Here is a 25,393-nt window from a genome sequence, read left to right as displayed (position 1 = left end):
GCGACAGCCAGCACCTCACGCCAGCGTATGCACGATCACGGGGCCCGCGGCGGCGCTCGCATGCCCGGCCAGCAGCGGGCCGAGATCCTTTTCGATCCAGGCGATCGCGCGCTTGTTGGCTTCCTCGGCCTGCTCGAACTTGTCGAAGATCGAGATCGCGGTGACCGTGTCGTCGCCGGCATAGACGACGTAATAGGCGCGGAAGCCGTCGACGTCGCTGATGATCGGAACGGCGCCGTCCTTGATCCTGCGCGCCAGCTCTTCCGCACTCCCGCTTTTCGCCTTGGCCTGACGGATGGCGGCATACATGGCATCCTCCCTTCCGGCTCGTGATGAGGGGCTTGTTGCCCGGAACGATGTTACGCCGAAGCGCCCCGCCAATCCATGCTTGGTTAACCCTGCCCTAATCCACTGCTGCGATCTGTAACCAAGGATTAAGCACGCCTCAACATCGGTGCCTTAGTCTTGCCCCACTCACTTTTCGCAAACACCGGTGACCTATTCTTCCGGGCGAAGTGACATCAGGGGGTTCATCATGCGCATTGCGTTGCTGCTGACCGCGACCATCGTCGGCGCGCTCTTCGCCAGTCCATCCCATGCTGGCTCGCTCGATGCCGGCGCAGCGCAGCCGCTGCCGCCGGGCTTCCAGAGCTACCGCGGCTACATGTTCGACCTGTCGGAGAATTCCGACCGCAAGGACGTCGACAAGCTCACCGACAATCTGAAGCAGCAGATCGATCTCGTCGAAGGCGCTGGCCTTTCGCCGCGCGTGCTGCGTTTCTTCCATACCGTGCCGATCGTCGCGAGCGAGCTGGCCTGTCTCGACGAAGGCGCCGCGACCGCGTGCTACGGCCGGGTCACGCCAGAGATTCACCGCTCCGCGCCACGAACGCTCACGGTGTGGGACCCGAACAAGCAGCGCTGGACCAACCCGAACGCCGTCGACCTCGCGGTCGATTCCGGGCTCGGCGTGATCATGCTGCGCCCGGACATGATGCGGTATGAGAAGGAAGCCGTGCTGCTGCACGAGTTGCTGCACGCCTATCACGCCCGGCTGTTGCCGGACGGCTATGCCAACAAGGGCGTGATCGCCTATTACGCGCTTGCCAAGTCCAAGGATCTTCTCCCCAAGGACTCCTATGCGATGAAGAATCCGATGGAGTTCTTTGCCGTGACCGCCAGCATCTTCCTGGCCGGAAAAAGCGAATTCCACGACCCGAAGTCGCGCGAGGCGCTCAAGGAGAAGATGCCGGATTATTACAAATATCTGGTCGGCGTGTTCGGCTTCGACCCCGAGCCCGCGGCGGCAAACGGACCGGTGGCCTCGCTGAAGTGAGGCGCCTCCCGAAACGTTCAAAAGCCGCGCGGCATGCGCGGCTTTTTTGTTTTGGCCCGCGGGAAGCTGCGGATGACGCCCCGGCGGGAATTGCCAAGGCGGGGCCTGATCTGCATAGTCCCGCCCGCATCGATACCGTTTTTCGAAGGGGATAAGAGAACATGGCGGACGCCGACCTGGATGTCGTGATCCGGCAACTGGCCAGACAGCTGCATACGGGCCTGATGACCCGCGCCAAGGAGCGGCGGGATCGCTTCAACGGCCTTGCGGTCAAGGCCAAGGGCAAGGAAACCGCCGACCGCTTCAAGATGATGGCCAAGGCCACCATGGAGCAGGCCACCGCCGCCGCCAAGCGCCTCCAGATGTCCGCCGACAACGTCGCCGACAGCTACGCGCGGTCGATGCGGATTGCCGCCAGCACGCCCGTTGCGGTGAAGGTGGAGAAGAAGGCGAAGGAGAAGCCGGAGAAGAAGGCCGCGAAGAAAGCCAAAGCGAAAAAGACGAAGTAGCCGTTGCTCTTCCGCGCTCCCGGCGCTGCTTGTCATCCCGGGAGCACGCGTCGGCTTTTCTTGTCATCTCCCGTCTGGTCGGCTCGCGGGCCTCCGCTGCAGCGTCGTTCGTTTACGACTCGCCATTTGGGCGGCGTGCTTCCGCAGGTCCGCCGCGATAGGGTCGCCCACGACGTACGAAGCTGCCCCCCGGCCCGCGGGCTGGCACACGTGCGCTACACACCGTCGATCCGTCACATAAAGCTTCTCACACTTTGGAGAAATCGTTCCTTCTCGCCCGGCGCGTAGCCCTGCGACGCTCCATAATACGGTTCATAGTGTTGATTGTACGGTGAGGCCCGGTAGTGCACCGGCGGCCGAGGTGGTGCGTAGGTTTGACGATGCTGACCCCGTTTGCCTCCTCTGGCCGGACCTGCGTAATAGGGATTGAGGACGCACATCTGACCGTTCGCCGACGCCCTGCATTGGTCCATCGTCATGTAGCTGCATCGATAGTACGGGGTCATTCCGAACGAAACGACGTACAGGCAAACCGGAAAAGCCGGGTCGTATGTTTGGGCCCGGGCGTGCCCCGCTGTCAGGGCGATACTCACCGTCAGAATCATGAAAGCCCATTTCCGCATTGGAACCTCCAAGGTTGCACGACACAGGGTGCAGTCTGGGCGCAATCAGCGTTGATCCAAATCAATTCTGGGGCATTGGTTCAAACGCCCGCGGCCGCGACAGTCTTACCGGCCGCATCCATCGCCCCTCTCGCCGCTCCAGGGCGAGCCACCCCTCTCCGACCAGAGCAAGGCGCTGTGGGCGGTGAACGCTGCTCCCCTCACCTTCCCGGCGCGGCGATCCGGGTCGGCTCGGCGCTCGCGAGCTCGGCGAGCTTTTCGCGCGCAGCCTCGCGCGCGCGGCCGTCTTTGCCTGCAGGTAGCGCCAGCGCCGCCTCGAAATCGGCGCGCGCATCGTCGGCCTGGCCGCGGGCGAGGAATGCCAGGCCGCGGTCGAGGCGGGCCAGGGCATCCGACGGATCGAGGCGGACCGCCGTGTTGTAACTCAGGATGGCGCGATCGAGATCGCCGGTGGCGGCGAGCGCAAGACCACGCTGGTGGTAGGGCGCAGCGCGCTTGGGATCATGCGCGATCGCCTCGTCATAGTCGGCGATGGCGAGCTCGAGATCGCCGTTCTGACGACGCGCGAGCGCGCGCTCGCGATAGAGCGAGGCGCGGTTGGGATTGAGGTGAATGGCCTCGTCGAAATCGGCAATCGCCCGCTTGAAGTCGCCATGACGCAGCGCGATCCGTCCGCGCCCCTCATAGGCAAAGGCGATCAGCGAGCCGCGGAGCGGCGAGAAGCCGATCACCGCCGAGCAGATGTCGGGATCGTCCTCGTCACCGCAATTGACGACCATGTGCGTGGACAGGCCGGCAAGGACACACAGGACGATCAGCAATGGTACGGCAGTTCTGGTCATCTTCGACGGCGGCCGGCATTGGGCCGGCCACGCATCCCCTTTCGAAGAATTGGTCTTGCCGGGGTGTTAACACCGGCTCGAACGATCCAGTGTGCGCCAGGTCACAAAGCGGGATGCAAAATTCCAGCCGGTTTTCGCATCAGCCCCAAGGGCCGCGTGAAGATGAGCGGCCCCACGGGCCTCGGGGCGGATAATTCTCGTTGGCCCCGACCGACGGCGCCGCCCGCGCGCCGAGCTCGGCCGCCAGCTGCTGGAGCGCCGCGATGCGGTTCTGGGTCGAGGGATGGGTGGCGAACAGATTGTCCACACCGTGGCCCGACAGCGGATTGATGATGAACATGTGCGCGGTCGCGGGATTGCGCTCGGCGTCATAGTTCGGCACCTGATGCGCTGCGCCCTCGATCTTCACCAGCGCGGAAGCCAGCCACATCGGTTGTCCCGCGATGCGGGCACCGAGATTGTCCGCCGCGTATTCACGGGTACGGCTGATCGCCATCTGCACCAGCATGGCGCCCAGCGGCGCGAGAATCATCATCAGGATCGAGCCGACGATGCCCAGGCCGTTGTTGTTTTCGCGATTGCCGCCGAAGAACATGCCGAACTGAGCGAGCATGGAGATGGCGCCCGCGATGGTCGCGGTGATGGTCATCAGCAGCGTGTCGTGATTCTTGATATGCGCAAGCTCGTGCGCGATCACGCCGGCGAGCTCCTCGCGGCTGAGCTGGTTCATCAGGCCGGTCGTGACGGCAACCGCGGCGTTCTCAGGATTGCGGCCGGTCGCGAACGCGTTGGGCTGCGCCTCGTCCATCAGGAACACCCGCGGCATCGGCAAGCCCGCGCGGCCCGCAAGCTCGGCGACGAGCCCGACCAGTTCCGGCGCGCTTCTGCGGTCGACCTCATGGGCGCCGTACATCGAGAGCACCATGCGGTCGGAATTCCAGTAGGTGAATAGATTGGTCGCGGCGGCAATGACCAGCGCGATCACGGCGCCGGAGGCGCCACCGATCAGATAGCCGACGCCCATGAACAGGGCAGTGAGGCCTGCGAGCAGCATTGCGGTGCGGAAATAGTTCATGGCCGTCTCCTGGGGCGGCCGCGGGCGAACCTTCGGCCGGCTCCAGCGAAAATATGGATGCCGCCGGCGACCGCAAGGTTCGTGCGTCGCCGAGCCGCAGATCCACGGCAGTGCGGCAGCCTTTCCGCTGTCGCTAAACCTTGACGGGGATTTACACCAAAACACACGTGGACGGTTAGTAACCTGGAAAGCGCGGCGTCGACTTAATCCGCGGTAACCGGGCACGTCGCAGGGTTCTTGCGCATTGACCGGTTCCGTTGGCATCTCGTCAGCAAGGTGACCATCATGATGGACCGCTCAGGTGCCGCTCCGGTCGACCCCACCCCCTCCCCTACCGAGAGCAAAGCTGACGCCAAGGGCTTGCAGGAGGCGCTGCACACGCAACTATTCGCGCATGACGAGCCCGAGCAAACGTCCGATGCGCAGACGGAGCCGGAGCCAGGGCGCCGGTGGCCGCACCTGCGGCGCGGCGCCAAGATCGCCATCGGACTTGCCATCCTCGCCGTTTTTGGCTGGCTACCGCTGCGCGCGATCTGGGAATATTCGAGCGTCGAGGCCGTGCTGAATTCCCGCCTCGTCACCTTGCGCGCACCCATCGGTGGCCGCGTCTCTGCCGCGCAGCGCGTGACTGACCAGGCCCGGTTAGAGGCCGGAACCGTCGTCCTGCGTGTCGTCAACTCGCGCGGCGATCGCACCCGGCTCGACGATCTCCGGCGACAGAAGTCGCGCCTGGAGAACGACCGGCCCAGCCTTGCTGTCAAGCTCGCCTCGGCGCAGGCCGCGCAAAAGGACCTGGCGCGGCAGGCAGCCCAATTCCGCGACGGACGCGTGCTTCAGCTCGAGGCTCGCATTGCCGAGATCCAGACCTCGATCGAGGCGGCGGCGGCGCGGCGGGACGAAGCCAGCGCCGCCGTCGAGCGCGCATCCTCACTGGCCAAAACCGGCAATGTCTCGACCGTCGAGCTGGCGCGGCTGACGCGCGAGCTCTCCGTGTCGCAGCAAACCGAACTCGGCGCGCGCAAGCGGCTGGATGCCGCCAAAGTCGAACTCACCGCCGCACAGAACGGCTCGTTCCTCGGCGACAGCTACAACGACCGGCCAAGCTCGGTGCAGCGCGAGGAGGAGATGCGTCAGCGTGCCGGCGACCTCGAAGCCGATCTGTCGCGCACTGACACCGAGATCGCCTGGCTCGCCAACGAGATCATCGTCGAGGAGGTCCGCTTCGCCGATCTGTCCGAAGCCAACATCACGACACCCGTCACGGGACGCGTCTGGGAGATGATGACCTCACCCGGCGAGGACGTGCAGGCCGGGCAGCCCCTGCTCAAGGTGCTCGATTGCAGCGGCGCCGTCATCACCGCCAACGTCACCGAGAGCGTCTACAACCGCCTGCAGCTCGGCGATCGCGCGACGTTCGAGCCGAATGACGGCGGTGAACCGATCTCCGGCACGGTGGCCAACCTGACCGGCGCGGCCGGTGCGCCGGCCAATCTCGCCATCAATCCGGATGCGCTGAGCAAGGAGCCCTATCGCGTGACCGTGGCATCGCACGATGCGGCGGCCGGCGCCTGCACCGTCGGACGCACAGGCCGCGTCGTGTTTGCCCGGCACGAGACCGCACCGTGATGATGGCGCTGACGCCCGGGCTGATCGCGCTCGGCGCCTTCATGGCGATCGTGCCGCTGCTGAGGCGCGACAGCACGATGGCGCGCTCGCTCCTGGCCATCGTGTCGGTGACCTTGCTGCTGCGTTATCTCCATTGGCGCGTCACCTCGACGCTCCCGCCGCCGCACCTGACCGTCGATGCCCTGATCGGCTACCCCTTCATGCTGCTGGAAGCGGCCTCGTTGGTCGCGGTCGCGTTGTCGTTGCTGTTCCTGAGCCGCACGCGCGACCGCACCGGCACCGCGAAGATTCACAGCAGCGCCGGCGATCCTCGCGCACCGCTGATCGACGTCTTCATCTGCACCTACAACGAGGAACGAGGGATCCTCGAGCGCACCATCATCGGCGCGACCGGTATGGCGTACGGCCATTATCGCGTCTGGGTGCTCGACGACGGCAGGCGGCCCTGGCTGCGTCGGCTTTCGGGCGAGCTCGGCTGCCATTATTTGACGCGGCCCGACAACCACCACGCCAAGGCCGGCAACATCAATCACGCCCTCAAGCATGTCGGCGCGCTGCCGGAGCGGCCGGAATTCGTCGCCATTCTCGATGCGGACTTCGTGCCGCGGCCCGACTTCCTCGCACGAACCGCCTCGCTCATGGACGATGCTTCGGTCGGCGTGGTGCAGACGCCGCAGCATTTCATCAATTCCGACCCGATCCAGACCAATCTCGCTGCGACCGACGTGTGGCCCGACGAGCAGCGCTTCTTCTTCGACATCCTGCTGCCGGCCAAGGATGCCTGGGGCGTTGCGTTCTGCTGCGGGACCTCCTCCCTCATCCGCTATGCCGGGCTGATGCAGATCGGCGGATTTCCGACCGATTCGGTGACGGAAGACTACCTCGTCACCCTTCGCCTGAAGGAATACGGCCTCAACACGATCTATCTCAACGAGCGGCTGACGATCGGGCTCGCGCCGGAAGGGCTGAAGGAATACATCACCCAGCGCGCCCGCTGGTGCCTCGGCCTGATGCAGATCGTGCGCGGCCGCAGCGGACCGCTCTCGCGGAGTTCGAAGCTGTCCTTCATCGACCGGCTCTCGCTGGTCGACGCCTTCATGAGCTGGTCCGCGGTCTACACCTCGAAGGTGGCGGGCCTGGTGGTGCCCTGGCTGTTCCTGCTTTTCGGCATCCAGGCGGTGCGGGCCGACCTCAACGAGCTCTTGCGCGTCTTCCTGCCGTTCTATGTCTGGAACGGCCTCAGCATGGCCTGGCTGTCGCGCGGCCGCTCGCTGGCGATGATGACGGATGTCTCACAGCTCATCGCCGCGCCCGCCGTGCTCAAGGCCGTTGCCGCCGGCCTGCTGAAACCGAAGGGACACAAGTTCAAGGTCACCGCCAAAGGCGGCGACCGCGACCGGCGCTTCGTCGAATGGCCGCTGCTGCGGATCTATGGCTGCGCACTCTTCATCACGCTCGCGTCCATCGCGTATGCTTTCGTCCTGCAGCAGCGCGGCGAGAACATCGCCTATGGCGGACTGGCGCTGGCCTGGAGTCTCTACAACGCGCTCATCCTCACCGTGGTCTGCTTCGTCTGCATCGAGCAACCGCGCAAGCGCAAGGCGGAACGGTTCAACCGCAATGAACCGGTCCTGGTGCGCCAGGACGGCAGGTCGCATCTCGCGCGGCTCGCCGACATCTCCATCACGGGCGCTCGCCTGATCGATCCCGATCCGCCGGCGCCGGGCAGCACGATCGAATGCCGGATCTATGGCCGCCCAATCGCGGCCATCGTGGTGCGGCGAACCACCGACGGGTTCGCCGTGCGATTCGAGGAAGGCATGGATACGCGCGTGCACGCGATCAGGGCGTTCTATGCGGGCGAATATGTTCGCGCCTTCCGGGGCGTCAGGGCGCTCCCGGTCGGGAAAGCGCTGCTGATGCGGCTGTTCGGCTAGGCGGGCGACGAGGAAGTGATGGCCCGAGGCCATCACTTCACCTAGACTTCGGACGAATCCACGCTCGACCCCCTCACCGGAACACCTATGGTCCAGACCCGATTTCTGATCGCGGCCGTCGCGCTTGTCGCGTGCACAGCCACCGCCTCCGCTCAAATGCTCCCGCCTCCCGCAAGGCCCGCAGCGCCGAAGGCCGCTGCCCCTTCGCCGCGCGCGGCTTCATGCCACAACGGCGCGAGCTTCGATCGCTTCCTGGCCGACCTGAAGCAGCAGGCGATCGCGGCCGGGGTGTCGCAGCGCGCGCTCGCCGAGGCCGCGCCATACCTCACCTACGACCAGAGCATCGTCAACCGCGACCGCGGCCAGCGCGTGTTCGGCCAGGTGTTCACCGAATTCTCGCGCAACCGAGCGTCGGAGGGCGCGGCCAGGAACGCTCAGGCGCGCATCAAGATGCATGCGGCGGCGTTCGCCCGCGCCGAGAAAGAATATGGCGTGCCGCCGGCGGTCATCGCTGCGTTCTGGGGATTGGAGAGCAGCTTTGGCGCCGAGCTCGGCACGCTGCATACGCTGCCCTCGTTGGTGTCGTTGGCCTACGACTGCCGCCGCTCCGAGATGTTTCAGAAGGAAACCATCGCGGCTCTCAAGATCATCGACCGCGGCGATCTCTCACCATCCGAGATGATCGGCTCCTGGGCGGGCGAGCTCGGGCAGACGCAGTTTTTGCCCACGCATTATTTCAACTATGCAGTGGACTATGACGGCGACGGCCATCCCAACTTGTTGCGCAGCGCGCCCGACGTGATCGGCTCGACCGCGAACTACATCGCCAACGGACTGAAGTGGCGGCGTGGCGAGCCGTGGCTGCAGGAAGTGCGCGCGCCCACGAACTTTCCGTGGGACCAAGCCGACCTGACGATCAAACTGCCGCGCGCAAAATTCGCGCAACTCGGCGTCACCTATCCCGATGGCCGGCCGCTGCCGAACGACGACCTGCCCGCCTCACTGCTATTGCCGATGGGTCGTACCGGGCCAGCCTTTCTCGCCTATGCGAATTTCGCGGCCTATACCGAGTGGAATAACTCACTGATCTATTCGACCACCGCAGCCTATCTCGCCAGCCGCATCGCCGGCGCCCCGCCGATGCGGCAGCCCGCCGTGCCGGTTGCGCAACTGCCGCTCAACGAGCTGAAGGAGTTGCAGCAGCACCTCGTCCGCGCCGGCTTCAATGTCGGCAAGGTCGATGGCGTAATGGGGCAACTGAGCCGCACTGCAGTGAAGGCGATGCAGATCAAGTTCGGCCTGCCCGCCGATTCCTGGCCGACTGCGGAGTTGCTGGCGCGCATGCGGGGCGGCACGGCGCAGGCGCAGCCCCAGGCGACGGTGCGAAAGAATTTTCGCATCGCACAAGCCGCTGTCTGCGATTGTATTTTTCCATGAGGCTCCCATGTGAGTGGCTCAGGTTTTCTCCTGAGATTTCCCATTCACAAGCGAGCATCACATGTCCTTCTACGACGCGGCCGTCCCGGCCTATCTGCAAATGCTGAACAGCGTCACCGGCCTGCTCACCAAGGCCGAGGCGCATTGCGCGGCCAGGAAGATCGACCCCAGCGTCCTGCTCGGCTCGCGCCTTTTCCCGGACATGCTGCCGCTGTCCAAGCAGGTCCAGCTCGTCAGCGACTTCGCCGCCAAGGGCTGCGCGCGACTGACGCATAGCGAGGTGCCCGCGACCCCCGACACCGAAACCAGCTTTGCGGAGTTGAAGCAGCGACTGGCAAAGACCATCGACTACGTGAAGTCGTTCAAGCCGGAGCAGTTCGAGGGTGCCGACACCAAAGACGTCACCTTCCCGGCCGGACCGGACAAATCCATCACCATGAAGGGCCAGCAATTCCTGAGCGCGTTCTCGCTGCCGAACTTCTATTTCCACTGCGCGACCGCCCACGGCATTTTGCGCCACAACGGCGTCGAGATCGGCAAGCGCGATTTCATGGGCGCGAACTGACTTGCGAAATCGCACGGTCGCGACAGCTGAAATCGACTGTCGCGGCCGGAATTGCACATGAATTATGCTACGCGGGATTTGCCGCGTAGGTCGCCTGCGCTTTCCGTATGGCTCCTCCCTTGCGTTGGATATCGCAATGCACAACTGTTCCAGACCCCTCACTGCTGGAAACATTGCCAATGAGCCGTCCAACCAAATTGTTTGAGACCTATAAGCTCGGTCCGATCACGCTTGCGAACCGCTTCGTGATGGCGCCGCTGACGCGCAACCGCGCCGTTCCCGGCACGTTCGTCCCCGGCGCCCTCGCAGCCGACTATTACGGTCAGCGCGCCTCCGCAGGGCTTCTGATCACCGAAGCGAGCCAGGTCTCGCAGCAAGGGCAAGGCTACCAGGACACGCCCGGCATCTACAGCAAGGAGCAGGCCGCCGGCTGGCGCAAAGTCACCGACCGCGTGCATGAGCGCGGCGGCAAGATCTTCATCCAGCTCTGGCATGTCGGCCGTATCTCGCATGTCGACCTCCAGGCGAATGGCGCCGCCCCGGTGGCGCCGAGCGCGATCCGCGCCAAGGGCAAGACGTTCGTGAATGGCGGCTTTGCCGATGTTTCCGAACCCCGCGCGCTCGAGCTTTCCGAGATTCCGGGAATCATCGACGACTTCAAGCGCGCGACGAGGAATGCGCTCGAGGCCGGCTTCGACGGCGTCGAGATCCACGGTGCCAACGGCTACCTGCTGGAGCAGTTCGCCAAGAACGGCACCAACAAGCGCACGGACGCCTATGGCGGCTCGATCGAGAACCGCGCGCGGCTGATGCTGGAGGTCTCCAAGGCCGTCGTGGCCGAAGCCGGAGCGAATCGTACCGGCATCCGCATCTCGCCGGTGACGCCGGCCAACGACATCTCGGATTCCAACCCGCAGGCCCTGTACGACCACATCGTCGACGGTCTCGGCGCGCTCAAGCTGGTCTATCTCCACGTCGTCGAAGGCGCCACCGGCGGCCCCCGCGACGTCGCGCCGTTCGACTATGCGTCATTGCGCAAGCGCTTCACCGGCGCCTACATCGCCAACAACGGTTACGATTTCGATCTCGCCACCAAGGTGCTGGACGCGAACGCAGCCGACCTCATCGCCTTCGGCAAGCCCTTCATCTCCAATCCCGACCTCGTCGAGCGACTGAAGCAGGGCGCAGCGCTGAACGACTGGGACAAGACCACGTTCTACGGCGGCGGCGCGAAGGGGTATACGGATTACCCGACGCTGGCGGCCGAACCGGCGGAGTAAAATCAACTCTCTCCGCGTCATTGCGAGGAGCTCTTGCGACGAAGCAATCCAGACTGCCGCGGCGGGAAGGCTCTGGATTGCTCGCTTCGCTCGCAATGACGGTGTGGAGACAGCGCAGCGAACTCACCAAAAACAAAAAGGCCGGGATCGCTCCCGGCCCTTCGCATTTGGTGACGTCGCGCGCCGCTTACTTCGCTTCCGCGCGCTTGGGCGGGGTGGCCGGCCACGACTTGATCAGGGTGTCGTAGTCGACCGTCTCGCCCTTCGGCTTCTCGTTGGCGAGCTTGCGCTGGGGCGCGATGGTGCCGTCCTTCTCGGCCTTCGCGAACCAGTACTCCGGCTTCTCCTTCTTGTGGAGCTTCGGACCGCAGGCGCCCTGCACGCCGGACTTCTCCAGGCGCTCCATGACGGAGTCCTGGGCCGCGGCGAGAGCATCCATCGCCTGTTGCGGCGTCTTCGCACCGGACGACGCATCGCCGATGTTCTGCCACCACAGCTGCGCGAGCTTCGGATAGTCGGGCACGTTGTTGCCGGTCGGGGTCCACTGCACGCGCGCCGGCGAGCGGTAGAACTCGACCAGGCCGCCGAGCTTCGGCGCACGTTCCGTAAACGACTTGTCCCAGATGTCGGATTCACGGACGAAGGTGAGACCGACATGGCTCTTCTTCAGCGACACCGACTTCGAGACGATGAACTGGAGATAGAGCCAGGCGGCCTTGCGGCGATCCGGCGGAGTGGACTTCAGGAGCGTGAGCGAGCCCGCGTCCTGATAGCCGAGCTTCATGCCTTCCTTCCAGTACGAGCCGTGCGGCGACGGAGCCATACGCCATTTCGGCGTACCGTCCGCGTTCATCACGGCGATGCCGGGCTTCACCATGTCGGCGGTGAAGGCGGTGTACCAGAACATCTGCTGGGCGATGTTACCCTGGGCCGGCACGGGACCGGACTCGGAGAAGGTCATGCCCTGCGCCTGCGGCGGCGCATACTTCTTCATCCACTCGAGATACTTGGTGATCGAGTAGACCGCCGCCGGTCCGTTGGTGTCGCCACCACGCTCGACCGAGGAGCCGACCGGACGGCAGCCTTCCATGCGGATGCCCCATTCGTCGACCGGCAGACCGTTCGGAATGCCCTTGTCACCGTTGCCGGCCATCGACAGCCACGCGTCGGTGAAACGCCATCCGAGCGAGGGGTCCTTCTTGCCATAGTCCATATGGCCATAGACCTTGACGCCGTTGATCTCCTTGATGTCGTTGGTGAAGAACTCGGCGATGTCCTCATAGGCGGACCAGTTCACGGGCACGCCGAGCTCGTAGCCATACTTCGCCTTGAACTTGGCCTTGTAGTCCGCGTTGGTGAACCAGTCGTAACGGAACCAGTAGAGGTTGGCGAACTGCTGGTCGGGCAGCTGGTAGAGCTTGCCGTCCGGACCCGTGCCGAACGACTTGCCGATGAAGTCGTTGACGTCGAGCATCGGATTGGTGACGTCCTTGCCCTCGCCGGTCATGTAGTCCGACAGCGCGATGGTCTGGCCGTAGCGGAAGTGCGTGCCGATCAGGTCGGAATCGTTGATCCAGCCGTCATAGACGTTCTTGCCGGACTGCATCTGGGTCTGCAGCTTCTCGACGACGTCACCTTCCTGGATGAGGTCGTGCTTGAGCTTGATGCCCGTGAGCTCGGAGAACGCTTTCGCCAGCGTCTGCGCCTCGTATTCGTGGGTCGTGATGGTCTCGGAGACGACGTTGATCTCCATGCCCTTGAACGGCTCGGCGGCTTTGGCGAACCACTCCAGCTCCTTCTTCTGGTCTTCCTTCGACAGCGTCGAGGGCGTGAATTCCGCGATCCACTTCTGGATCGCGGCCTCGTCGGCGGCGCGAACCGGCGCCGAGAGAGCGAGCGACACTGCAACGATCGCAGCGGCGCTGGACATGGTCAGAAAACTATTCTTGGTCAATGGACCTTTCCTTCTCCTAAACTGTCGCATATTGTTCCTCCGTTGCAGCGACAAACTTTTATACAGGCCCGGGTTGGTCCCGGATCTGGCCGTCCCTTCGCAAACTTCAGACCGTGCGAAAAATGAGCACGGCCGCAGCCAGCGAAATTCCACTTGCGAGCCACAGGCTCGAAATCTCGAATCCCTCCTCGCCGATCGGCACCGTGGCGATCGCGTCAGTGCCGACGAGGCCAATCCAGGCGAGGTGGATGACCGCCGCCGTGATCAGCGAGATGAACAGGCGATCACCGCGCGTGGTCGGAATGCGCAACACACCGACGCGCTCGGCCTCGGGGTAGACCGCGGCAAGCCATGTCATCACCGCCAGCGTGCAGGCGAGCGCCGCAAAGAAGATCGCGGTCGGCAGCGTCCAGGCCATCCATGCGATGGACTCCATCAAAACCTCCTACACCCGGCCGAGCGCAAAACCGCTCGCAATGTAATTGCGGACAAACCAGATCACGAGCGCCCCTGGAATGATGGTGAGCACACCGGCGGCGGCGAGCAGGCCCCAATCCATGCCGGCCGCCGACACAGTGCGCGTCATGATCGCTGCGATCGGCTTTGCATGCACGGAGGTCAGCGTGCGCGCGAGCAGAAGCTCGACCCAGGAGAACATGAAGCAGAAGAAGGCGGCCACGCCGATGCCGCTCGCGATCAACGGCACCAGGATCTTGATGAAGAAGCGCGGAAAGGAATAGCCGTCGAGGAAGGCTGTCTCGTCGATCTCGCGCGGCACGCCGGAGACGAAGCCTTCCAGGATCCACACCGCCAGCGGCACGTTGAAGATGCAGTGCGCGAGCGCAACCGCCCAGGGCGTATCGAACAGGCCGATCGCCGAATAGAGGTTGAAGAACGGCAGGGCATAGACCGCGGCCGGTGCCATGCGGTTCGACAAGAGCCAGAAGAACAGGTGCTTGTCGCCGAGGAAGCGGTAGCGCGAGAATGCGTAGGCCGCCGGCAGCGCCACCGAGATCGAGATGATGGTGTTGAGGACGACGTAAGTCAGCGAGTTGATGTAGCCGGAATACCAGCTCTCGTCCGTGAAGATGCGCTTGTAGTGCTGGAGCGTCGGCGTGTGCGGCCACAGCGTCATCGTCGAGACGATCTCGGCATTGGTCTTGAAGCTCATGTTGACGAGCCAGTAGATCGGCAGCATCAGGAAGATCAGGAACAGCCCCATGATGAGGCGGCGGCCGGGGATCGAGTGCATCACACGGCTCCTTCCTGGGGCTTCCGCTCGGCGCCCGCATTGGTCATGACGGTGTAGAAGATCCAGCAGACGATCAGGATGATGAGGTTGTAGACCAGCGACAGCGCCGCCGCCTTGCCGAGGTCGAACTGGCCGAGCGCGATCTTGACCAGCTCGATCGACACGAACGTCGTGGAATTGCCCGGCCCGCCGCCGGTCACCACGAACGGCTCGGTGTAGATCATGAAGCTGTCCATGAAGCGCAGCAGCACCGCGATCAGGAGCACGCGGTTCATCTTCGGCAGCTGGATCGCCTTGAACACGGCCCAGCGCGAGGCGCCGTCGATCTGGGCGGCCTGGTAATAGGCTTCCGGGATCGACTTCAGGCCGGCATAGCACAGCAGCGCGACGAGGCTGGTCCAGTGCCAGACGTCCATCACGATGACGGTGACCCAGGCATCGATCTCGTTGGAGACGTAATTGTAGTCGATGCCGATGGCGTTCAGGACATAGCCGAGCAGGCCGATATCGGGACGCCCGAAGATCTGCCAGATCGTGCCGACCACGTTCCACGGAATCAGCAACGGCAGAGCGAGGATGACGAGGCAGGCCGCCACCGTCCAGCCCTGGCGCGGCATCGACAACGCGACGACGATGCCGAGCGGCACCTCGATCGCGAGGATCACCATCGAGAAGAACAGATTGCGCCCGAGCGAGGCGAGGAAGCGGCCGCCGAGATCGGTCGAGGGATCGAGCAATTCCTTGAACCAGCCGACCCCGTTCCAGAAGAACTGGTTGTTGCCGAAGGTGTCCTGCATCGAATAGTTCACCACCGTCATCAGCGGCAGCACCGCCGAGAAGGCGACGACCAGAAACACCGGCAGCACCAGAAACCAGGCTTTTTGATTGACGGTCTTGTCCATCAGACGGCTCCCTCCACCAGAAGGCTGTCGGCGTAGACGTGGACATGCGACGGGTCGAATTTCAGTCCGGCCATGCCGTCCGAGCTGGTGAACCCCGCGGGCGCGCGCGCCGCAAGCTTGGCGTCGCCGAAGCGCGCTCGCGCAAAACGGATGCGGCCGAGATCGTCGAGGCGCTCGATCCTTGCGGTGAGCAGACCGGGCGCAGGCGCGACGACCTCGACGAATTCGGGACGGACGCCGATCTCGATCTTGGCATCGGCAGGCAGATTGTCGTAAGCGCGGTTGAGCGCGATGACATGGCCGCCGACATTGGCCTCGCGTCCTCTCACCTCGGCCGGCAGGATGTTCATGCCGGGCGAGCCGATGAAATAGCCGACGAAGGTGTGCGCCGGCTTGTCGAACAGCTCCGCCGGCGTGCCGCTCTGCACGACGCGGCCGTCATGCATGACGACCACGGTGTCGGCGAAGGTCAGCGCCTCGGTCTGGTCGTGGGTGACGTAGATCATCGTGAGGTCGAGCTCGCGATGCAACGCTTTCAACTTGGAGCGGAGCTGCCATTTCAACTCGGGATCGATCACCGTCAGCGGCTCGTCGAACAGCACGGCGGCGACGTCGGAGCGGACGAGGCCGCGGCCGAGCGAGATCTTCTGCTTCGCATCGGCCGTGAGGCGCGTCGCCTTGCGGTTCAGATAGGGTTCGAGATCGAGCAGGCGGCCGATCTCGGCGACGCGCTTGTCGATCTCGGGCTTCGGCACGCCGCGGTTCTTCAGCGGAAACGCCAGATTCTCACCCACCGTCATGGTGTCGTAGATCACCGGAAACTGGAACACCTGGGCGATGTTGCGCTTCTGGGTTGACAGCGGTGTGATGTCCTTGCCGTCGAACAGGATTTTCCCCCGAGACGGCGTGATGATGCCGGAGATGACGTTGAGCAGCGTAGTCTTGCCGCAGCCGGAGGGGCCGAGCAGCGCATAGGCGCCGCCCTGCCGCCAGGTCATGGTGACCGGCTTCAACGCAAAGCTCTCCTGCGGCGCATCATTGCCGCCGTAGGAATGGGCGAGATCGACGAGGTCAATGCGGGCCATGGCGCATGCCTCCTCAGGATCCGGGTGCGGCGACCAGACGGTCAGCCGCATCGAAGACAAAAACGTCGTTGGGATCGAGCACGGCGTCGAGCGTCTGGCCCGGCTCGAACTCGTGCACGCCGTGCAGCACCGCCACCCAGTTCGATCCGTCGCGGGTCAGATGCACGAAACTCTCCGAACCGGTGATTTCGGTCACCGTCACCGTGGCATGGAAGGCGTGGCGGTCGGCCTCGCCATTGGCAAGCGCGAGCTGATGGGCGCGGAAGCCGACGCGATAGGCGCCGTCGGCCAGCGACGAATAGAGCCCCGAGGCCGGCGAAGCGGTGCCGCCGGCATATTGCACGGAGCCGTTCTTCTTCTCGATGCCGACAAGATTGAGCGGCGGATCCGAGAACACCTGGGCGACGCGCAAGGTCTGCGGGCGGCGGTAGACGTTGGTGGTCTCGCCGATCTGAAGCGCCTGACCTTCCCACATGCACACCGTATTGCCGCCGAGCAGCAGCGCCTCGGTCGGCTCGGTCGTGGCGTAGACGAAGATCGCGCCGGAAGCCTCGAAGATGCGCGGCAGCTCGGCGCGCAGCTCCTCGCGCAGCTTGTAATCGAGGTTGGCGAGCGGCTCGTCGAGCAGCACGAGATCGGCGCCCTTGACCAGCGCGCGCGCGATCGCGGTGCGCTGCTGCTGGCCGCCGGAGAGCTGGAGCGGCGTGCGCTTCAGGAACGGCTCGAGCCGCAGCAGCTTTGCGGCCTCCGCCACCCGCGCCTCGATCTCGTCGCGCGGCTTGCCTTGCACGCGCAGGGGCGAGGCGATGTTCTCGTAGACCGTGAGCGAGGGGTAATTGATGAACTGCTGATAGACCATCGCGACCGAACGCCGGCGCACGTCGGCGCCCGTGACGTCCTTGCCGTTCACGATCACCTTGCCCGTGGTCGGCTTGTCGAGCCCGGCGAGCAGCCGCATGATCGAGGTCTTGCCCGACAGTGTCGGGCCGAGCAGCACGTTGAGGGTCCCGCTCTCGAGCGTCAGCGAGACGTCGCGGATATGTGGAATACCCTCGACTGTCCGGGTCACATGATCAAGCGTCACGGTCATGAGCGTCCTCCCGCTTCCATCAGGGGAGTTTGCGGCACGGCGTGGATCCTGATCCAGTCGTCAAGCGTTCCGATCTCATCGGCAGATAGTCGCAGGCCGAGCTTGGAACGGCGCCAGACGACGTCTTCGGCGGTCACGGCCCATTCATTGGCCATGAGGTAGCGGACCTCACGCTCGGTCAACGTCGCACCAAAGGACTGGCCGAGATCGGCCGCCGATTTCGCGTCGCCGAGCAGCTTGACGGCCTTTGTGCCATAGGCGCGGGCGAGACGGCGCGCATGTTCGTGACTGAGGAAGGGATAGCCACGCTGGAGCTCGGCGATCAGCCCGTCGATGTCGGACACATTCATGTCGCCGCCGGGCAGCGGCCATTTTCCGGTCCAGCCCTCCCGCGCCTTTGCGCTACGGAGATAAGGCGCGAGCCGCTCCAGCGCTTCTTCGGCGAGGCGGCGATAGGTCGTGATCTTGCCGCCATAGATCGAGAGCAGCGGCACACCGCCGGGCGTGTCGAGCTCGAACACGTAGTCGCGCGTAGCGGCCTTGGCTTCGCTGGCGCCGTCGTCATAGAGCGGGCGGACACCGGAATAGGTCCAGACGACGTCGTCCGGCGTCACCGGCTTGGCCAGATATTCGCTCGCCGCCGTGCAGAGATACTGGATCTCCTCAGCCGTCGCCTTCACCTTGGCGGGATCGCCGTCATAGTCGCGGTCGGTGGTGCCGATCAGCGTGAAATCGTCCTGGTACGGGATCACGAAGATGATGCGGCCGTCTGCGTTCTGGAACATGTAGGCGCGGTCGTGGTCATAGAGCTTCCTGACCACGATGTGCGAGCCCTGTACCAGGCGCACCTTGGCCTTCGCGTTGACGCCGGCGCCGCGGCCGAGCACGTCCTCGACCCAGGGGCCGCCGGCATTGACCAGCGCGCGGGCCTGGATCTGTGAGCGCTCGCCGGTCAGCGTGTTGACCATGCCGACAGTCCAGAGGCCGTCGGACTGGCGGATCTCGCTGGCGCGGGTGCGGGTACGGATCTCGGCGCCCTTGTCGGCGGCATCGCGTGCGTTGAGCACGACAAGGCGGGCGTCATCGACGAAGCAGTCGGAATATTCGAACGCGCGGCTGTAGCGATTCGGGATCAGCGGCTTGCCGACCTCATCACGCCCAAGATCGACCGAGCGCGTGGCGGGCAGCAGATGACGGCCGCCGATGTGGTCGTAGAGGAAAAGGCCCAGGCGCAGCAGCCAGGCGGGACGCAGGCCGGCATGATGCGGCAAAACGAAACGCAGGGGACGGATGATGTGAGGCGCGATGCCCCAGAGGATCTCGCGCTCGATCAGTGCCTCGCGAACCAGGCGAAACTCGTAATATTCGAGATAGCGCAGGCCGCCATGCACCAGCTTGGTCGACCAGGACGACGTCCCGCTCGCCAGATCGTTCATCTCACACAGGAAAACCGTGTTGCCGCGGCCCACCGCGTCGCGCGCGATGCCGCAGCCGTTAACACCGCCTCCGATGATGGCGAGGTCGAAAATACGCTCCAACAGACGCATCCCCTGACGACCGCCCGTTCCTTCGAGCGGCTACTTTCGTTTTTGATTAGATCATACCGAAAAACGAAAGCAAGATGAAAGAGAGGCGGAGGGAAGTGAAAGCAGAACTATTTTGATGAGCAAGAAGCGACAATAATGTGCGACCGATTTGGCAACTGGGGATGCAACAGTGCTCTTGATTGGTCAGTGCCGAAGAATTATAGTCATTTTAGTCATTCTGGTTCCGCGCGCATGACCGATCGCCACACTGCACCTCACGGACTTCTGGCCGATGACACCTGGACGCTGGCCAACGCCAAGGCGCGGTTGTCCGAGGTGATTGATCGCGCTCAAGCCGGCCCCCAGGTCATCACACGACATGGCAAGCCCAACGCGGTTGTCGTCTCAGCCGAGGAATGGGCTCGCAAGACTGCACGCAAAGGCACGCTGGCCGAATTCCTGCTGGCGTCGCCGCTTCGCGGCGTCGATCTCGAACTTGAACGAGTGCACGACGCGCCCCGCGACGAGATGCCGTGAACCTGCTGCTCGACACCAATGTGCTGTCAGAGATTCGGCGTCCCGCGCCTTCGCCGAAAGTCTTGGCTTGGCTGGATACGATCGACGAGGATCGTGCCTTCATCAGCGTTGCGTCGATCGCCGAGCTTCGCCGCGGCGTCGCGTTGCTGGAGGATGGCCGGCGCCGCACGGCGCTGGCCGCCTGGCTTGCCCACGATCTCCCAGCGCGATTTGCAGAACGTGTCTTGCCCATCGACTACGCCGTGGCCGAGCGCTGGGGCGACCTCATGGCGCAGAGCCGGAGAAGCGGCGTCGCGCTGTCTGTCATGGACGGCTTCTTTGCGGCGACTGCACTCGCGCACCACCTCACGCTCGCCACGCGCAATGTGAACGATTTTGCGGCGTTCGGCGTCCCGCTGCTCAACCCGTGGGACGATGTCTAGTCCTACCTCAGCCTGACCACGGGCGCCGCCTCGGGCACCGTATCATGCGCTTCGGCCTGCGCATCATCGATTTCCCCCGCCTCCTTCGGCATTGCCGCCATCACCTCGATGCCCTTGCTGTGACAGATGGTGGCGAGGCGCTCGGGCAGCTCCTGGTCGGTGACGAAGGTCTGGATCTGCGTGATATGGGCGATCCGCACCGGCGCGCTGCGGCGCAGCTTGGTGGAATCGGCGACCAGCATGACGCTGCGGGCATTGGCGATGATGGCCTGCGCAACCTGCACCTCGCGATAGTCGAAGTCGAGCAGCGCGCCCTCCTCGTCGATCGCGGACGCGCCGATGATGGCGTAGTCGACCTTGAACTGTCCGATCAGTTGCGTCGCGGTCGAGCCGACCACGGCGCCGTCGGCGCGCCGCACCGTGCCGCCGGCGACCACCACCTCGATGCGGGGATGGCGGTACAGCAGCATCGCGACATTGAGGTTGTTGGTGATGACGAGCAGGTCCTCATGCGAGGTCAGCGCGCTCGCAACCTCCTCCGTCGTGGTGCCGATGTTGATGAAGAGCGAGCAGCCGTTCGGGATCAGCGAGGCCGCCGCAGCCCCGATCGCCTTCTTCTCGTCGGCGGCGACGAAGCGCCGCGCCTCATAGGCGAGGTTCTCCACGCCGGAGGCGATGATGGCACCGCCATGGATACGCGTCAGCGATCTCCGCTCGCAGAGATCGTTGAGATCCTTGCGAATGGTCTGTGCCGAGACCTCGAACCGGCGCGCGAGTTCCTCGACCATGACACGGCCGGAAGCGCGCGCGATGTTGAGGATTTCGGCTTGGCGATGGGTCAATCCGGTCACGGCAACGGCCTCGAATTCAGAATGATGCATGGTGCGGCGGTTTGCAGCTGCGGTCAATGCGCGCGCCGATCACGGTTAACGGACGCGGCTCCTCACCACGCCATGGCGCTCGCGAGGCGTGTCAGCAGCGCCGGATCGTCGAAGGCGCTGGCGGACGTGACCGCGCCGGCGCCCACCAGGTCAGCATGACTGAGGCTGGTCCGGATGCCGACGGTTGGAATTCCGGCCGCCGTGGCCGATTGCACGCCGGTGCGGGAATCTTCGAATGCGATCGAGGCCTCTGCGCTCGCACCGACGAAGCGCAGCCCTTCCTGATAGGGCAGCGGATGCGGCTTGCCGTGCGGCAGCTCCGCGCCGATCACGAGGGCCTTGAAGCGATGCGTGATGCCGAGGCCGGAGAGCAGCAGCTCGGCGTTGAGACGCGGCGCATTGGTCACGGCCACCATGGGAATGCCGGCGCTGTCGGCCCGGTCGAGCAATGCCATCAGGCCCGGAAGCGGAGTGATCTGCCCGGCCACGAGCGTACGGAAGACCTCTTCCTTCTCATCGAGGATCAGGGCGCGCCGCTCCGGCGCCTCGTGGGGCAGAAAGCGCTCGCCGATCGCGACATTGGCGAAACCTTGCAGCTCCCTGGAGAAGCGCGCGTGATCGAACACATGGCCGTGAGGGCCGAGCACCTGGTTGAAGGCCTTCAAGTGCAGAGGGTCGGTGTCGGCCAGCGTACCATCGATGTCGAACAGCAAGGCCCTGCCCATCGCTTCCGTTTTGGCTTCGATCATTTCCGTACTTTCCCAAATCCGCGGCGCATTGATGCGCGAGACGTATCAATATGGCTTCAACCGCGCAACGACGCATGCAGATGACGACATCTGCACCACTCGACAAAGTCGCGCGCGGCTGCAACACTCGCCGCAAGATCAAAAAGGAGGAAACGATGACGATCAACCGACGCGATCTGGCTCTCTCGACCCTTGCCGTCTCCGCGCTTGCGCTCGCAACACCGGTGCTGGCGGCCTCGGCCGACGAGGAGGCCGTGGCGAAGAAAGTCGAGGCCTTCCGCCTCGCCCAGATCGCGGCCGATCCGAAGGCGCTCGGCGCGCTATGCTGGGACGATCTCAGCTACAGCCATTCCAGCGGCAAGGTCGAGGACAAGGCGACCTTCATCGCCAACGCCACCGACGGCAAGTCGAAATTCCTGTCGATCGAGTACAAGGACCCGACCATCAAGGTGGTCGGCCCCGCCGCGATCGTCCGCTTCCACTGGTTGGGCGAGCAGGAGATGGCGGCCGACGGGAAAAAAGTATCGACCAACCTTCACATCCTGATGAACTGGCAGAAGCAGGGCGACGAGTGGAAGCTCTTGTCGCGCGCCGCAACGAAATTGTGAGCAACGACGCTTGCCCTCTCCCCCTGTGGGAGAGGGTGGCTCGCCGCGAGCGGCGAGACGGGTGAGCGGTTCTCTCTGCGAGACCTCTCACAATAGAGTGTGCTGAGGCAACCCCTCATCCGGCGCTTCGCGCCACTCCCACAAGGTGAGAAGGGTCGACAGCATTCCCGGGCGGCAAAAAATTCCGACCGCGCTTCGCGCGCCCCGGACTGACGAGTGCGGCGCTTACGCCGCCTCCTTCACATCACCGTTCACCAGCTTGCGCGCAGCGCGCTCGGCTTCGCGCGCATTGCGGAAGAGCTGTCCTTCGAGGCGGTTGAAGCGCTGGGAGGAGGCGAAGAAGCAATAGCCTCCGGAAGAACGAACGACGATACCTGCGGTCTGCGAATCGACTTCGATGATGTAGCTGTCCGGCATGGTCCGTGGATTCCTCAGTGCGGGCAAATAACGGTGCTCCTGCCCAAAGGTTCCCCAGGCATTTGAGGCCGTTTCCACCCCGAATCGACATGCAACTGAGTACGCCGGGACCTCATCCGTTTTATGACTGGTTCTTGGCGAAGCCGCGACGAGGATGACTCAGTCGCGCCGCGTTTGACGGCGCTGCACGCGTTCGCGAGACGAGGCAGAGCGTCGCGCGCGACTACGTCGCTATCGTCGTGCCGGTCGGACGAACCGCTTGCGGGCGCCCGTGCTCGTCGATCGAGACGTAGGTGAAGTTGCCGTCGGTGACGAGGAACGGATGCTCTTCGCCGCGGCGAAGCGCCCAGGCTTCCAGATGCACGGTGAGCGAGGTACGGCCGACGCGGACGAGATTGGCGTAGACCGACACGAGATCGCCGACATAGACCGCCTTGCGAAAATTCATCGCCTCGATCGCAACCGTCACGGTACGCGACTTCGCGGCCTTTGACGCAAACACGCCGCCGCCGACATCCATCTGGCTCAGCAGCCAGCCGCCGAAGATGTCGCCATTGGCGTTGGTATCGGCAGGCATCGCCAGCGTGCGGATGCACAGATCGCCGCCCGGCCCGGTATTCGCATGTTCGTTCATGCCGGTTTCACCTGAAATTGTCCCAGCCCGGATCGGGCGCAAAGCGCGCGCCGAATCGCTCGGCCAGCCCGCGCAAGGTCGATACGACATTTTCCGGGCCACGCGTACGCGCGTAGTTCAGCGGACCACCGCGGAATGGTGCATAACCGGTGCCGAAGATCATGGCGCCATCGACGGCATCGGCATCATCGACGATGCCCTCGCGCAGCGCAGCGACGCAGACATTGGACATCGGTAGCACCAGGCGGTCGATCATCTGATCGGTGACGCGCGGGCCGGTCTCGGGGAGCGGCGCCTTCTCCGCCTTGCCGTCCTTCCAGGTGTAGAAGCCCTTGCCGGTCTTGCGGCCGAGCTCGCCCTTGGCGACTTTCTCGCGCAACCAGGCCGGCGTCGGCGGCAGGAGATCGCCGAACTTGGTGCGCAGCATGTCACCGACGTCGAGGCAGATGTCGAGCCCGACCTGATCGGCGAGTTCGATCGGCCCCATCGGCATGCCGAACTGCTCGGCCGCCGCGTCAATCAGGCGCTGGTCGATCTTCTCGTCCAGCATCACCATCGCCTCCAGCATGTACGGCGTCAGCGCGCGGTTGACGAGAAAGCCCGGAGAGCTCTTCACAGGCAGTGGCAGCCGGTCGATCGCACCGACGAAGGCGAGCGCCTGCTTCAGCACCTGCGGGTCATCGCCGTCATGGCTGACGACCTCGACCAATTGCAACCGCGACACCGGATTGAAGAAATGCAGGCCGACCAGCCGCTCCGGTCGCGCCAGCGTGGTTCGCAGATCCTGGAGCGGAATGCTCGACGTGTTGGTCGCGAGGATCGCGCCCGGCTTCATCCGAGGCTCTATGCTGGCATAGACCTTCTGCTTGAGCTCGAGCTTCTCCGGCACCGCCTCGATGATGAGATCGGCGCTGCGCACGCCCTCCCCGTTCATGTCGGGGATGAGGCGATCCAGCGCGTCGCGCACGTCGGTCGGATTGCGGATGATCTTGCCGTAGAGCTCATTGGCGCGCTTCACCGCGCCCGCAATCGGCTCCGCCTTCATGTCGGCGAGCGAGACGCGCAGCCCCTGCCCTGCAACCCAAGCTGCAATGTCGCCGCCCATGGCGCCGGCGCCGATGACATGGACGTGTTTGATGGAGTTGCCGCTGCCTGCGGCCTTCTTCATCTGCTCGCGCAGGAAGAAGACGCGGATCAGGTTCTGGGCGGTCGGGGTCACCATCAACCTGGCGAAGGAAGCCTGCTCCGCCTTCAGCATCGCGGCCTTGCTGCCGCCATGGGTCTCCCATAGGTCGATCAGCGCGTAAGGCGCCGGATAATGCTCGCGGGATGCGGCCTTCGCCGCCTCCGAGCGCATACGCTTGGCAAGCAGCCCGCGGACGAGGCCGACATTCGCCGCGCGCGTCAGCAAGCCTGGCCGCGCCCGCTTCAGTCGGCCAAACAGCGCATCCTTCACCGCGTTACGAACGTGGCGCTCCTGCGTCACGGTGTCGACGAGGTCGAGGGATCTGGCGCGGCGCGCGTCGATGGTGCGCCCGGTCAGCATCAGGGACATCGACTGGACCGGATTGACCAGCGCGGTGAAGCGCGCAGTGCCGCCGAGGCCGGGATGCAGACCCAGCATCACCTCCGGGAAGCCGAAGCGCGCGCCGTCGATGGCGATCCGCGATTGGCAGGCCAGCGCGACCTCGAGCCCGCCGCCGAGGCAGAAGCCGTGGATGACCGCGACCGTCGGCAACCTCAAGGCTTCCAGATGGTCGATCACCGCATGCGCGGCGCGGATGCGCGTTTCCACCATGTCGGGATCGGACGCGCCACGGAATTCGTTGACGTCGGCGCCCGCGATGAAGCCGGACGGTTTTGCGGAGCGGATCACGAGACCGGCGGGACGCTCAGTTTCGATTGCCGCGAGCACGGCGTCGAATTCCTCCATCACCTCGGAGGAGAGCGTGTTGGCGCTGGCATCGGTGCGATCGAACAAGAGCCAGGCGACCCCGTCGGCATCGCGCGTCAGCTTGAAGTGCCTGTACGGGCTGTCGGGCGCGGGCGTGGGCCCGAGCGTCAGCACGCGATCCGCGAGCGCGGTCATGATCTTGGAATCCATGG

At 64.5% G+C, this 25,393-nt stretch carries 26 protein-coding genes; 10 read left to right on the top strand and 16 right to left on the bottom strand.

Going from position 1 to position 25,393, the window contains the following annotated elements; translation table 11 throughout:
- Positions 1-15: 15 nt before the first annotated feature.
- Positions 16-309 carry an antibiotic biosynthesis monooxygenase gene (locus RX330_RS09195; protein WP_027575542.1) on the bottom strand — a complete coding sequence of 98 codons (294 nt, stop codon included), beginning with the start codon at positions 307-309 and terminating at the stop codon, positions 16-18.
- A 226-nt stretch (positions 310-535) separates the two neighbouring features.
- Between RX330_RS09195 and RX330_RS09190 the strand changes: the two genes are divergently transcribed.
- Positions 536-1,336, top strand: coding sequence for a hypothetical protein (locus RX330_RS09190; protein WP_212089210.1), 801 nt, complete (start codon positions 536-538; stop codon positions 1,334-1,336).
- A 161-nt stretch (positions 1,337-1,497) separates the two neighbouring features.
- Positions 1,498-1,845 (top strand): hypothetical protein, encoded by a 348-nt coding sequence (locus RX330_RS09185; RefSeq protein WP_317242791.1) that lies wholly within the window; start codon positions 1,498-1,500, stop codon positions 1,843-1,845.
- A gap of 233 nt (positions 1,846-2,078) precedes the next feature.
- Here RX330_RS09185 and RX330_RS09180 read toward each other — a convergent pair whose 3' ends face one another.
- From RX330_RS09180 to htpX, 3 genes are all read right to left on the bottom strand, one after another.
- Positions 2,079-2,468 carry a DUF3551 domain-containing protein gene (locus RX330_RS09180; RefSeq protein ID WP_317242790.1) on the bottom strand — a complete coding sequence of 130 codons (390 nt, stop codon included), beginning with the start codon at positions 2,466-2,468 and terminating at the stop codon, positions 2,079-2,081.
- Between the two features lie 200 nt (positions 2,469-2,668).
- Complete coding sequence (locus RX330_RS09175) at positions 2,669-3,310, bottom strand: tetratricopeptide repeat protein (RefSeq protein ID WP_317242789.1); 642 nt, start codon at positions 3,308-3,310, stop codon at positions 2,669-2,671.
- 139 nt (positions 3,311-3,449) lie between these two features.
- The gene (gene htpX / locus RX330_RS09170; protein ID WP_212089197.1) at positions 3,450-4,385 is read right to left on the bottom strand and encodes a zinc metalloprotease HtpX; all 936 of its coding nucleotides are present in this window, start codon (positions 4,383-4,385) and stop codon (positions 3,450-3,452) included.
- A 285-nt stretch (positions 4,386-4,670) separates the two neighbouring features.
- Here htpX and RX330_RS09165 point away from each other — a divergent pair, with 285 nt between their 5' ends.
- The 5 genes from RX330_RS09165 (at position 4,671) to RX330_RS09145 (ending at position 11,230) form a co-directional block, all read left to right on the top strand.
- The gene (locus RX330_RS09165; protein WP_317242788.1) at positions 4,671-6,011 is read left to right on the top strand and encodes an HlyD family secretion protein; all 1,341 of its coding nucleotides are present in this window, start codon (positions 4,671-4,673) and stop codon (positions 6,009-6,011) included.
- Positions 6,011-7,948, top strand: coding sequence for a glycosyltransferase family 2 protein (locus RX330_RS09160; RefSeq protein WP_317243865.1), 1,938 nt, complete (start codon positions 6,011-6,013; stop codon positions 7,946-7,948). The genes RX330_RS09165 and RX330_RS09160 overlap by 1 nt, the downstream gene beginning before the upstream one ends.
- Positions 7,949-8,035: 87 nt before the next feature.
- Positions 8,036-9,385 (top strand): lytic murein transglycosylase, encoded by a 1,350-nt coding sequence (locus tag RX330_RS09155; protein ID WP_317242786.1) that lies wholly within the window; start codon positions 8,036-8,038, stop codon positions 9,383-9,385.
- Positions 9,386-9,446: 61 nt separating this feature from the next.
- The gene (locus RX330_RS09150) at positions 9,447-9,950 is read left to right on the top strand and encodes a DUF1993 family protein (protein ID WP_212089190.1); all 504 of its coding nucleotides are present in this window, start codon (positions 9,447-9,449) and stop codon (positions 9,948-9,950) included.
- A gap of 179 nt (positions 9,951-10,129) precedes the next feature.
- Entirely contained in the window at positions 10,130-11,230 is a 1,101-nt protein-coding gene (locus RX330_RS09145; RefSeq protein ID WP_317242785.1) for an alkene reductase, read from the top strand.
- 187 nt (positions 11,231-11,417) lie between these two features.
- Here the strand turns inward: RX330_RS09145 and RX330_RS09140 are convergent, their stop codons facing one another.
- From RX330_RS09140 to glpD, 7 genes are all read right to left on the bottom strand, one after another.
- Complete coding sequence (locus RX330_RS09140; protein ID WP_212090331.1) at positions 11,418-13,160, bottom strand: ABC transporter substrate-binding protein; 1,743 nt, start codon at positions 13,158-13,160, stop codon at positions 11,418-11,420.
- Positions 13,161-13,290: 130 nt separating this feature from the next.
- Positions 13,291-13,620 (bottom strand): DUF2160 domain-containing protein, encoded by a 330-nt coding sequence (locus RX330_RS09135; protein ID WP_212089186.1) that lies wholly within the window; start codon positions 13,618-13,620, stop codon positions 13,291-13,293.
- Between the two features lie 9 nt (positions 13,621-13,629).
- Positions 13,630-14,436, bottom strand: coding sequence for a carbohydrate ABC transporter permease (locus RX330_RS09130; RefSeq protein WP_317242784.1), 807 nt, complete (start codon positions 14,434-14,436; stop codon positions 13,630-13,632).
- Complete coding sequence (locus RX330_RS09125; protein WP_317242783.1) at positions 14,436-15,338, bottom strand: carbohydrate ABC transporter permease; 903 nt, start codon at positions 15,336-15,338, stop codon at positions 14,436-14,438. The genes RX330_RS09130 and RX330_RS09125 overlap by 1 nt, the downstream gene beginning before the upstream one ends.
- The gene (locus RX330_RS09120; protein ID WP_212089180.1) at positions 15,338-16,423 is read right to left on the bottom strand and encodes an ABC transporter ATP-binding protein; all 1,086 of its coding nucleotides are present in this window, start codon (positions 16,421-16,423) and stop codon (positions 15,338-15,340) included. Before RX330_RS09120 ends, RX330_RS09125 begins: the two co-directional genes overlap by 1 nt.
- A 13-nt stretch (positions 16,424-16,436) precedes the next feature.
- The gene (locus tag RX330_RS09115; protein ID WP_317242782.1) at positions 16,437-17,513 is read right to left on the bottom strand and encodes an ABC transporter ATP-binding protein; all 1,077 of its coding nucleotides are present in this window, start codon (positions 17,511-17,513) and stop codon (positions 16,437-16,439) included.
- Positions 17,510-19,060: a glycerol-3-phosphate dehydrogenase gene (glpD, locus tag RX330_RS09110; protein ID WP_317242781.1), complete on the bottom strand. Its 1,551-nt coding sequence runs from the start codon at positions 19,058-19,060 to the stop codon at positions 17,510-17,512. The genes RX330_RS09115 and glpD overlap by 4 nt, the downstream gene beginning before the upstream one ends.
- A gap of 231 nt (positions 19,061-19,291) precedes the next feature.
- Here glpD and RX330_RS09105 point away from each other — a divergent pair, with 231 nt between their 5' ends.
- A complete protein-coding gene (locus RX330_RS09105; RefSeq protein WP_317242780.1) occupies positions 19,292-19,576 on the top strand; it encodes a type II toxin-antitoxin system Phd/YefM family antitoxin in 285 nt (94 codons plus the stop codon).
- Entirely contained in the window at positions 19,573-19,998 is a 426-nt protein-coding gene (locus RX330_RS09100; RefSeq protein ID WP_317242779.1) for a type II toxin-antitoxin system VapC family toxin, read from the top strand. Before RX330_RS09105 ends, RX330_RS09100 begins: the two co-directional genes overlap by 4 nt.
- Positions 19,999-20,000: 2 nt before the next feature.
- Here RX330_RS09100 and RX330_RS09095 read toward each other — a convergent pair whose 3' ends face one another.
- Entirely contained in the window at positions 20,001-20,849 is an 849-nt protein-coding gene (locus RX330_RS09095) for a DeoR/GlpR family DNA-binding transcription regulator (RefSeq protein WP_317243864.1), read from the bottom strand.
- A 92-nt stretch (positions 20,850-20,941) separates the two neighbouring features.
- A complete protein-coding gene (locus RX330_RS09090) occupies positions 20,942-21,628 on the bottom strand; it encodes an HAD family hydrolase (protein ID WP_317242778.1) in 687 nt (228 codons plus the stop codon).
- A gap of 155 nt (positions 21,629-21,783) precedes the next feature.
- Here RX330_RS09090 and RX330_RS09085 point away from each other — a divergent pair, with 155 nt between their 5' ends.
- Positions 21,784-22,236, top strand: a complete 453-nt coding sequence (locus tag RX330_RS09085) for a nuclear transport factor 2 family protein (protein ID WP_317242777.1) — start codon at positions 21,784-21,786, stop codon at positions 22,234-22,236.
- A gap of 225 nt (positions 22,237-22,461) precedes the next feature.
- On the opposite strand, the gene RX330_RS09080 is transcribed toward RX330_RS09085, so the two are convergent.
- The 3 genes from RX330_RS09080 to RX330_RS09070 all read right to left on the bottom strand — a co-directional run bounded on the left by RX330_RS09080 (position 22,462) and on the right by RX330_RS09070 (position 25,391).
- Positions 22,462-22,653, bottom strand: coding sequence for a hypothetical protein (locus RX330_RS09080; protein WP_212089167.1), 192 nt, complete (start codon positions 22,651-22,653; stop codon positions 22,462-22,464).
- A gap of 223 nt (positions 22,654-22,876) precedes the next feature.
- The gene (locus RX330_RS09075; protein ID WP_212089165.1) at positions 22,877-23,287 is read right to left on the bottom strand and encodes an acyl-CoA thioesterase; all 411 of its coding nucleotides are present in this window, start codon (positions 23,285-23,287) and stop codon (positions 22,877-22,879) included.
- Between the two features lie 7 nt (positions 23,288-23,294).
- Entirely contained in the window at positions 23,295-25,391 is a 2,097-nt protein-coding gene (locus tag RX330_RS09070) for a 3-hydroxyacyl-CoA dehydrogenase NAD-binding domain-containing protein (RefSeq protein WP_317242776.1), read from the bottom strand.
- Between the last annotated feature and the right edge of the window lie 2 nt (positions 25,392-25,393).

It is taken from the genome of Bradyrhizobium sp. NDS-1 (assembly GCF_032918005.1).
In the GTDB taxonomy this organism is placed as follows: Bacteria; Pseudomonadota; Alphaproteobacteria; order Rhizobiales; family Xanthobacteraceae; genus Bradyrhizobium; species Bradyrhizobium tunisiense.
The sequence above is the reverse complement of the archived record's forward strand: the minus strand, read 5'-3'. Positions and strand labels throughout refer to the sequence as shown.

Excerpts from the sequence above, each read along its gene's own strand:
- htpX (WP_212089197.1), bottom strand. The coding sequence starts at position 4,385 with ATGAACTATTTCCGCACCGCAATGCTGCTCGCAGGCCTCACTGCCCTG.
- RX330_RS09105 (WP_317242780.1), top strand. The coding sequence starts at position 19,292 with ATGACCGATCGCCACACTGCACCTCACGGACTTCTGGCCGATGACACC.
- RX330_RS09075 (WP_212089165.1), bottom strand. The coding sequence starts at position 23,287 with ATGAACGAACATGCGAATACCGGGCCGGGCGGCGATCTGTGCATCCGC.
- RX330_RS09125 (WP_317242783.1), bottom strand. The coding sequence starts at position 15,338 with ATGGACAAGACCGTCAATCAAAAAGCCTGGTTTCTGGTGCTGCCGGTG.
- RX330_RS09175 (WP_317242789.1), bottom strand. The coding sequence starts at position 3,310 with ATGACCAGAACTGCCGTACCATTGCTGATCGTCCTGTGTGTCCTTGCC.
- RX330_RS09085 (WP_317242777.1), top strand. The coding sequence starts at position 21,784 with ATGACGATCAACCGACGCGATCTGGCTCTCTCGACCCTTGCCGTCTCC.
- RX330_RS09080 (WP_212089167.1), bottom strand. The coding sequence starts at position 22,653 with ATGCCGGACAGCTACATCATCGAAGTCGATTCGCAGACCGCAGGTATC.
- RX330_RS09130 (WP_317242784.1), bottom strand. The coding sequence starts at position 14,436 with ATGCACTCGATCCCCGGCCGCCGCCTCATCATGGGGCTGTTCCTGATC.
- RX330_RS09165 (WP_317242788.1), top strand. The coding sequence starts at position 4,671 with ATGATGGACCGCTCAGGTGCCGCTCCGGTCGACCCCACCCCCTCCCCT.
- RX330_RS09145 (WP_317242785.1), top strand. The coding sequence starts at position 10,130 with ATGAGCCGTCCAACCAAATTGTTTGAGACCTATAAGCTCGGTCCGATC.
- RX330_RS09180 (WP_317242790.1), bottom strand. The coding sequence starts at position 2,468 with ATGCGGAAATGGGCTTTCATGATTCTGACGGTGAGTATCGCCCTGACA.
- RX330_RS09135 (WP_212089186.1), bottom strand. The coding sequence starts at position 13,620 with ATGGAGTCCATCGCATGGATGGCCTGGACGCTGCCGACCGCGATCTTC.
- RX330_RS09090 (WP_317242778.1), bottom strand. The coding sequence starts at position 21,628 with ATGATCGAAGCCAAAACGGAAGCGATGGGCAGGGCCTTGCTGTTCGAC.
- RX330_RS09190 (WP_212089210.1), top strand. The coding sequence starts at position 536 with ATGCGCATTGCGTTGCTGCTGACCGCGACCATCGTCGGCGCGCTCTTC.
- RX330_RS09115 (WP_317242782.1), bottom strand. The coding sequence starts at position 17,513 with ATGACCGTGACGCTTGATCATGTGACCCGGACAGTCGAGGGTATTCCA.
- glpD (WP_317242781.1), bottom strand. The coding sequence starts at position 19,060 with ATGCGTCTGTTGGAGCGTATTTTCGACCTCGCCATCATCGGAGGCGGT.
- RX330_RS09120 (WP_212089180.1), bottom strand. The coding sequence starts at position 16,423 with ATGGCCCGCATTGACCTCGTCGATCTCGCCCATTCCTACGGCGGCAAT.
- RX330_RS09195 (WP_027575542.1), bottom strand. The coding sequence starts at position 309 with ATGTATGCCGCCATCCGTCAGGCCAAGGCGAAAAGCGGGAGTGCGGAA.
- RX330_RS09185 (WP_317242791.1), top strand. The coding sequence starts at position 1,498 with ATGGCGGACGCCGACCTGGATGTCGTGATCCGGCAACTGGCCAGACAG.
- RX330_RS09140 (WP_212090331.1), bottom strand. The coding sequence starts at position 13,160 with ATGTCCAGCGCCGCTGCGATCGTTGCAGTGTCGCTCGCTCTCTCGGCG.
- RX330_RS09150 (WP_212089190.1), top strand. The coding sequence starts at position 9,447 with ATGTCCTTCTACGACGCGGCCGTCCCGGCCTATCTGCAAATGCTGAAC.
- RX330_RS09160 (WP_317243865.1), top strand. The coding sequence starts at position 6,011 with ATGATGGCGCTGACGCCCGGGCTGATCGCGCTCGGCGCCTTCATGGCG.
- RX330_RS09070 (WP_317242776.1), bottom strand. The coding sequence starts at position 25,391 with ATGGATTCCAAGATCATGACCGCGCTCGCGGATCGCGTGCTGACGCTC.
- RX330_RS09155 (WP_317242786.1), top strand. The coding sequence starts at position 8,036 with ATGGTCCAGACCCGATTTCTGATCGCGGCCGTCGCGCTTGTCGCGTGC.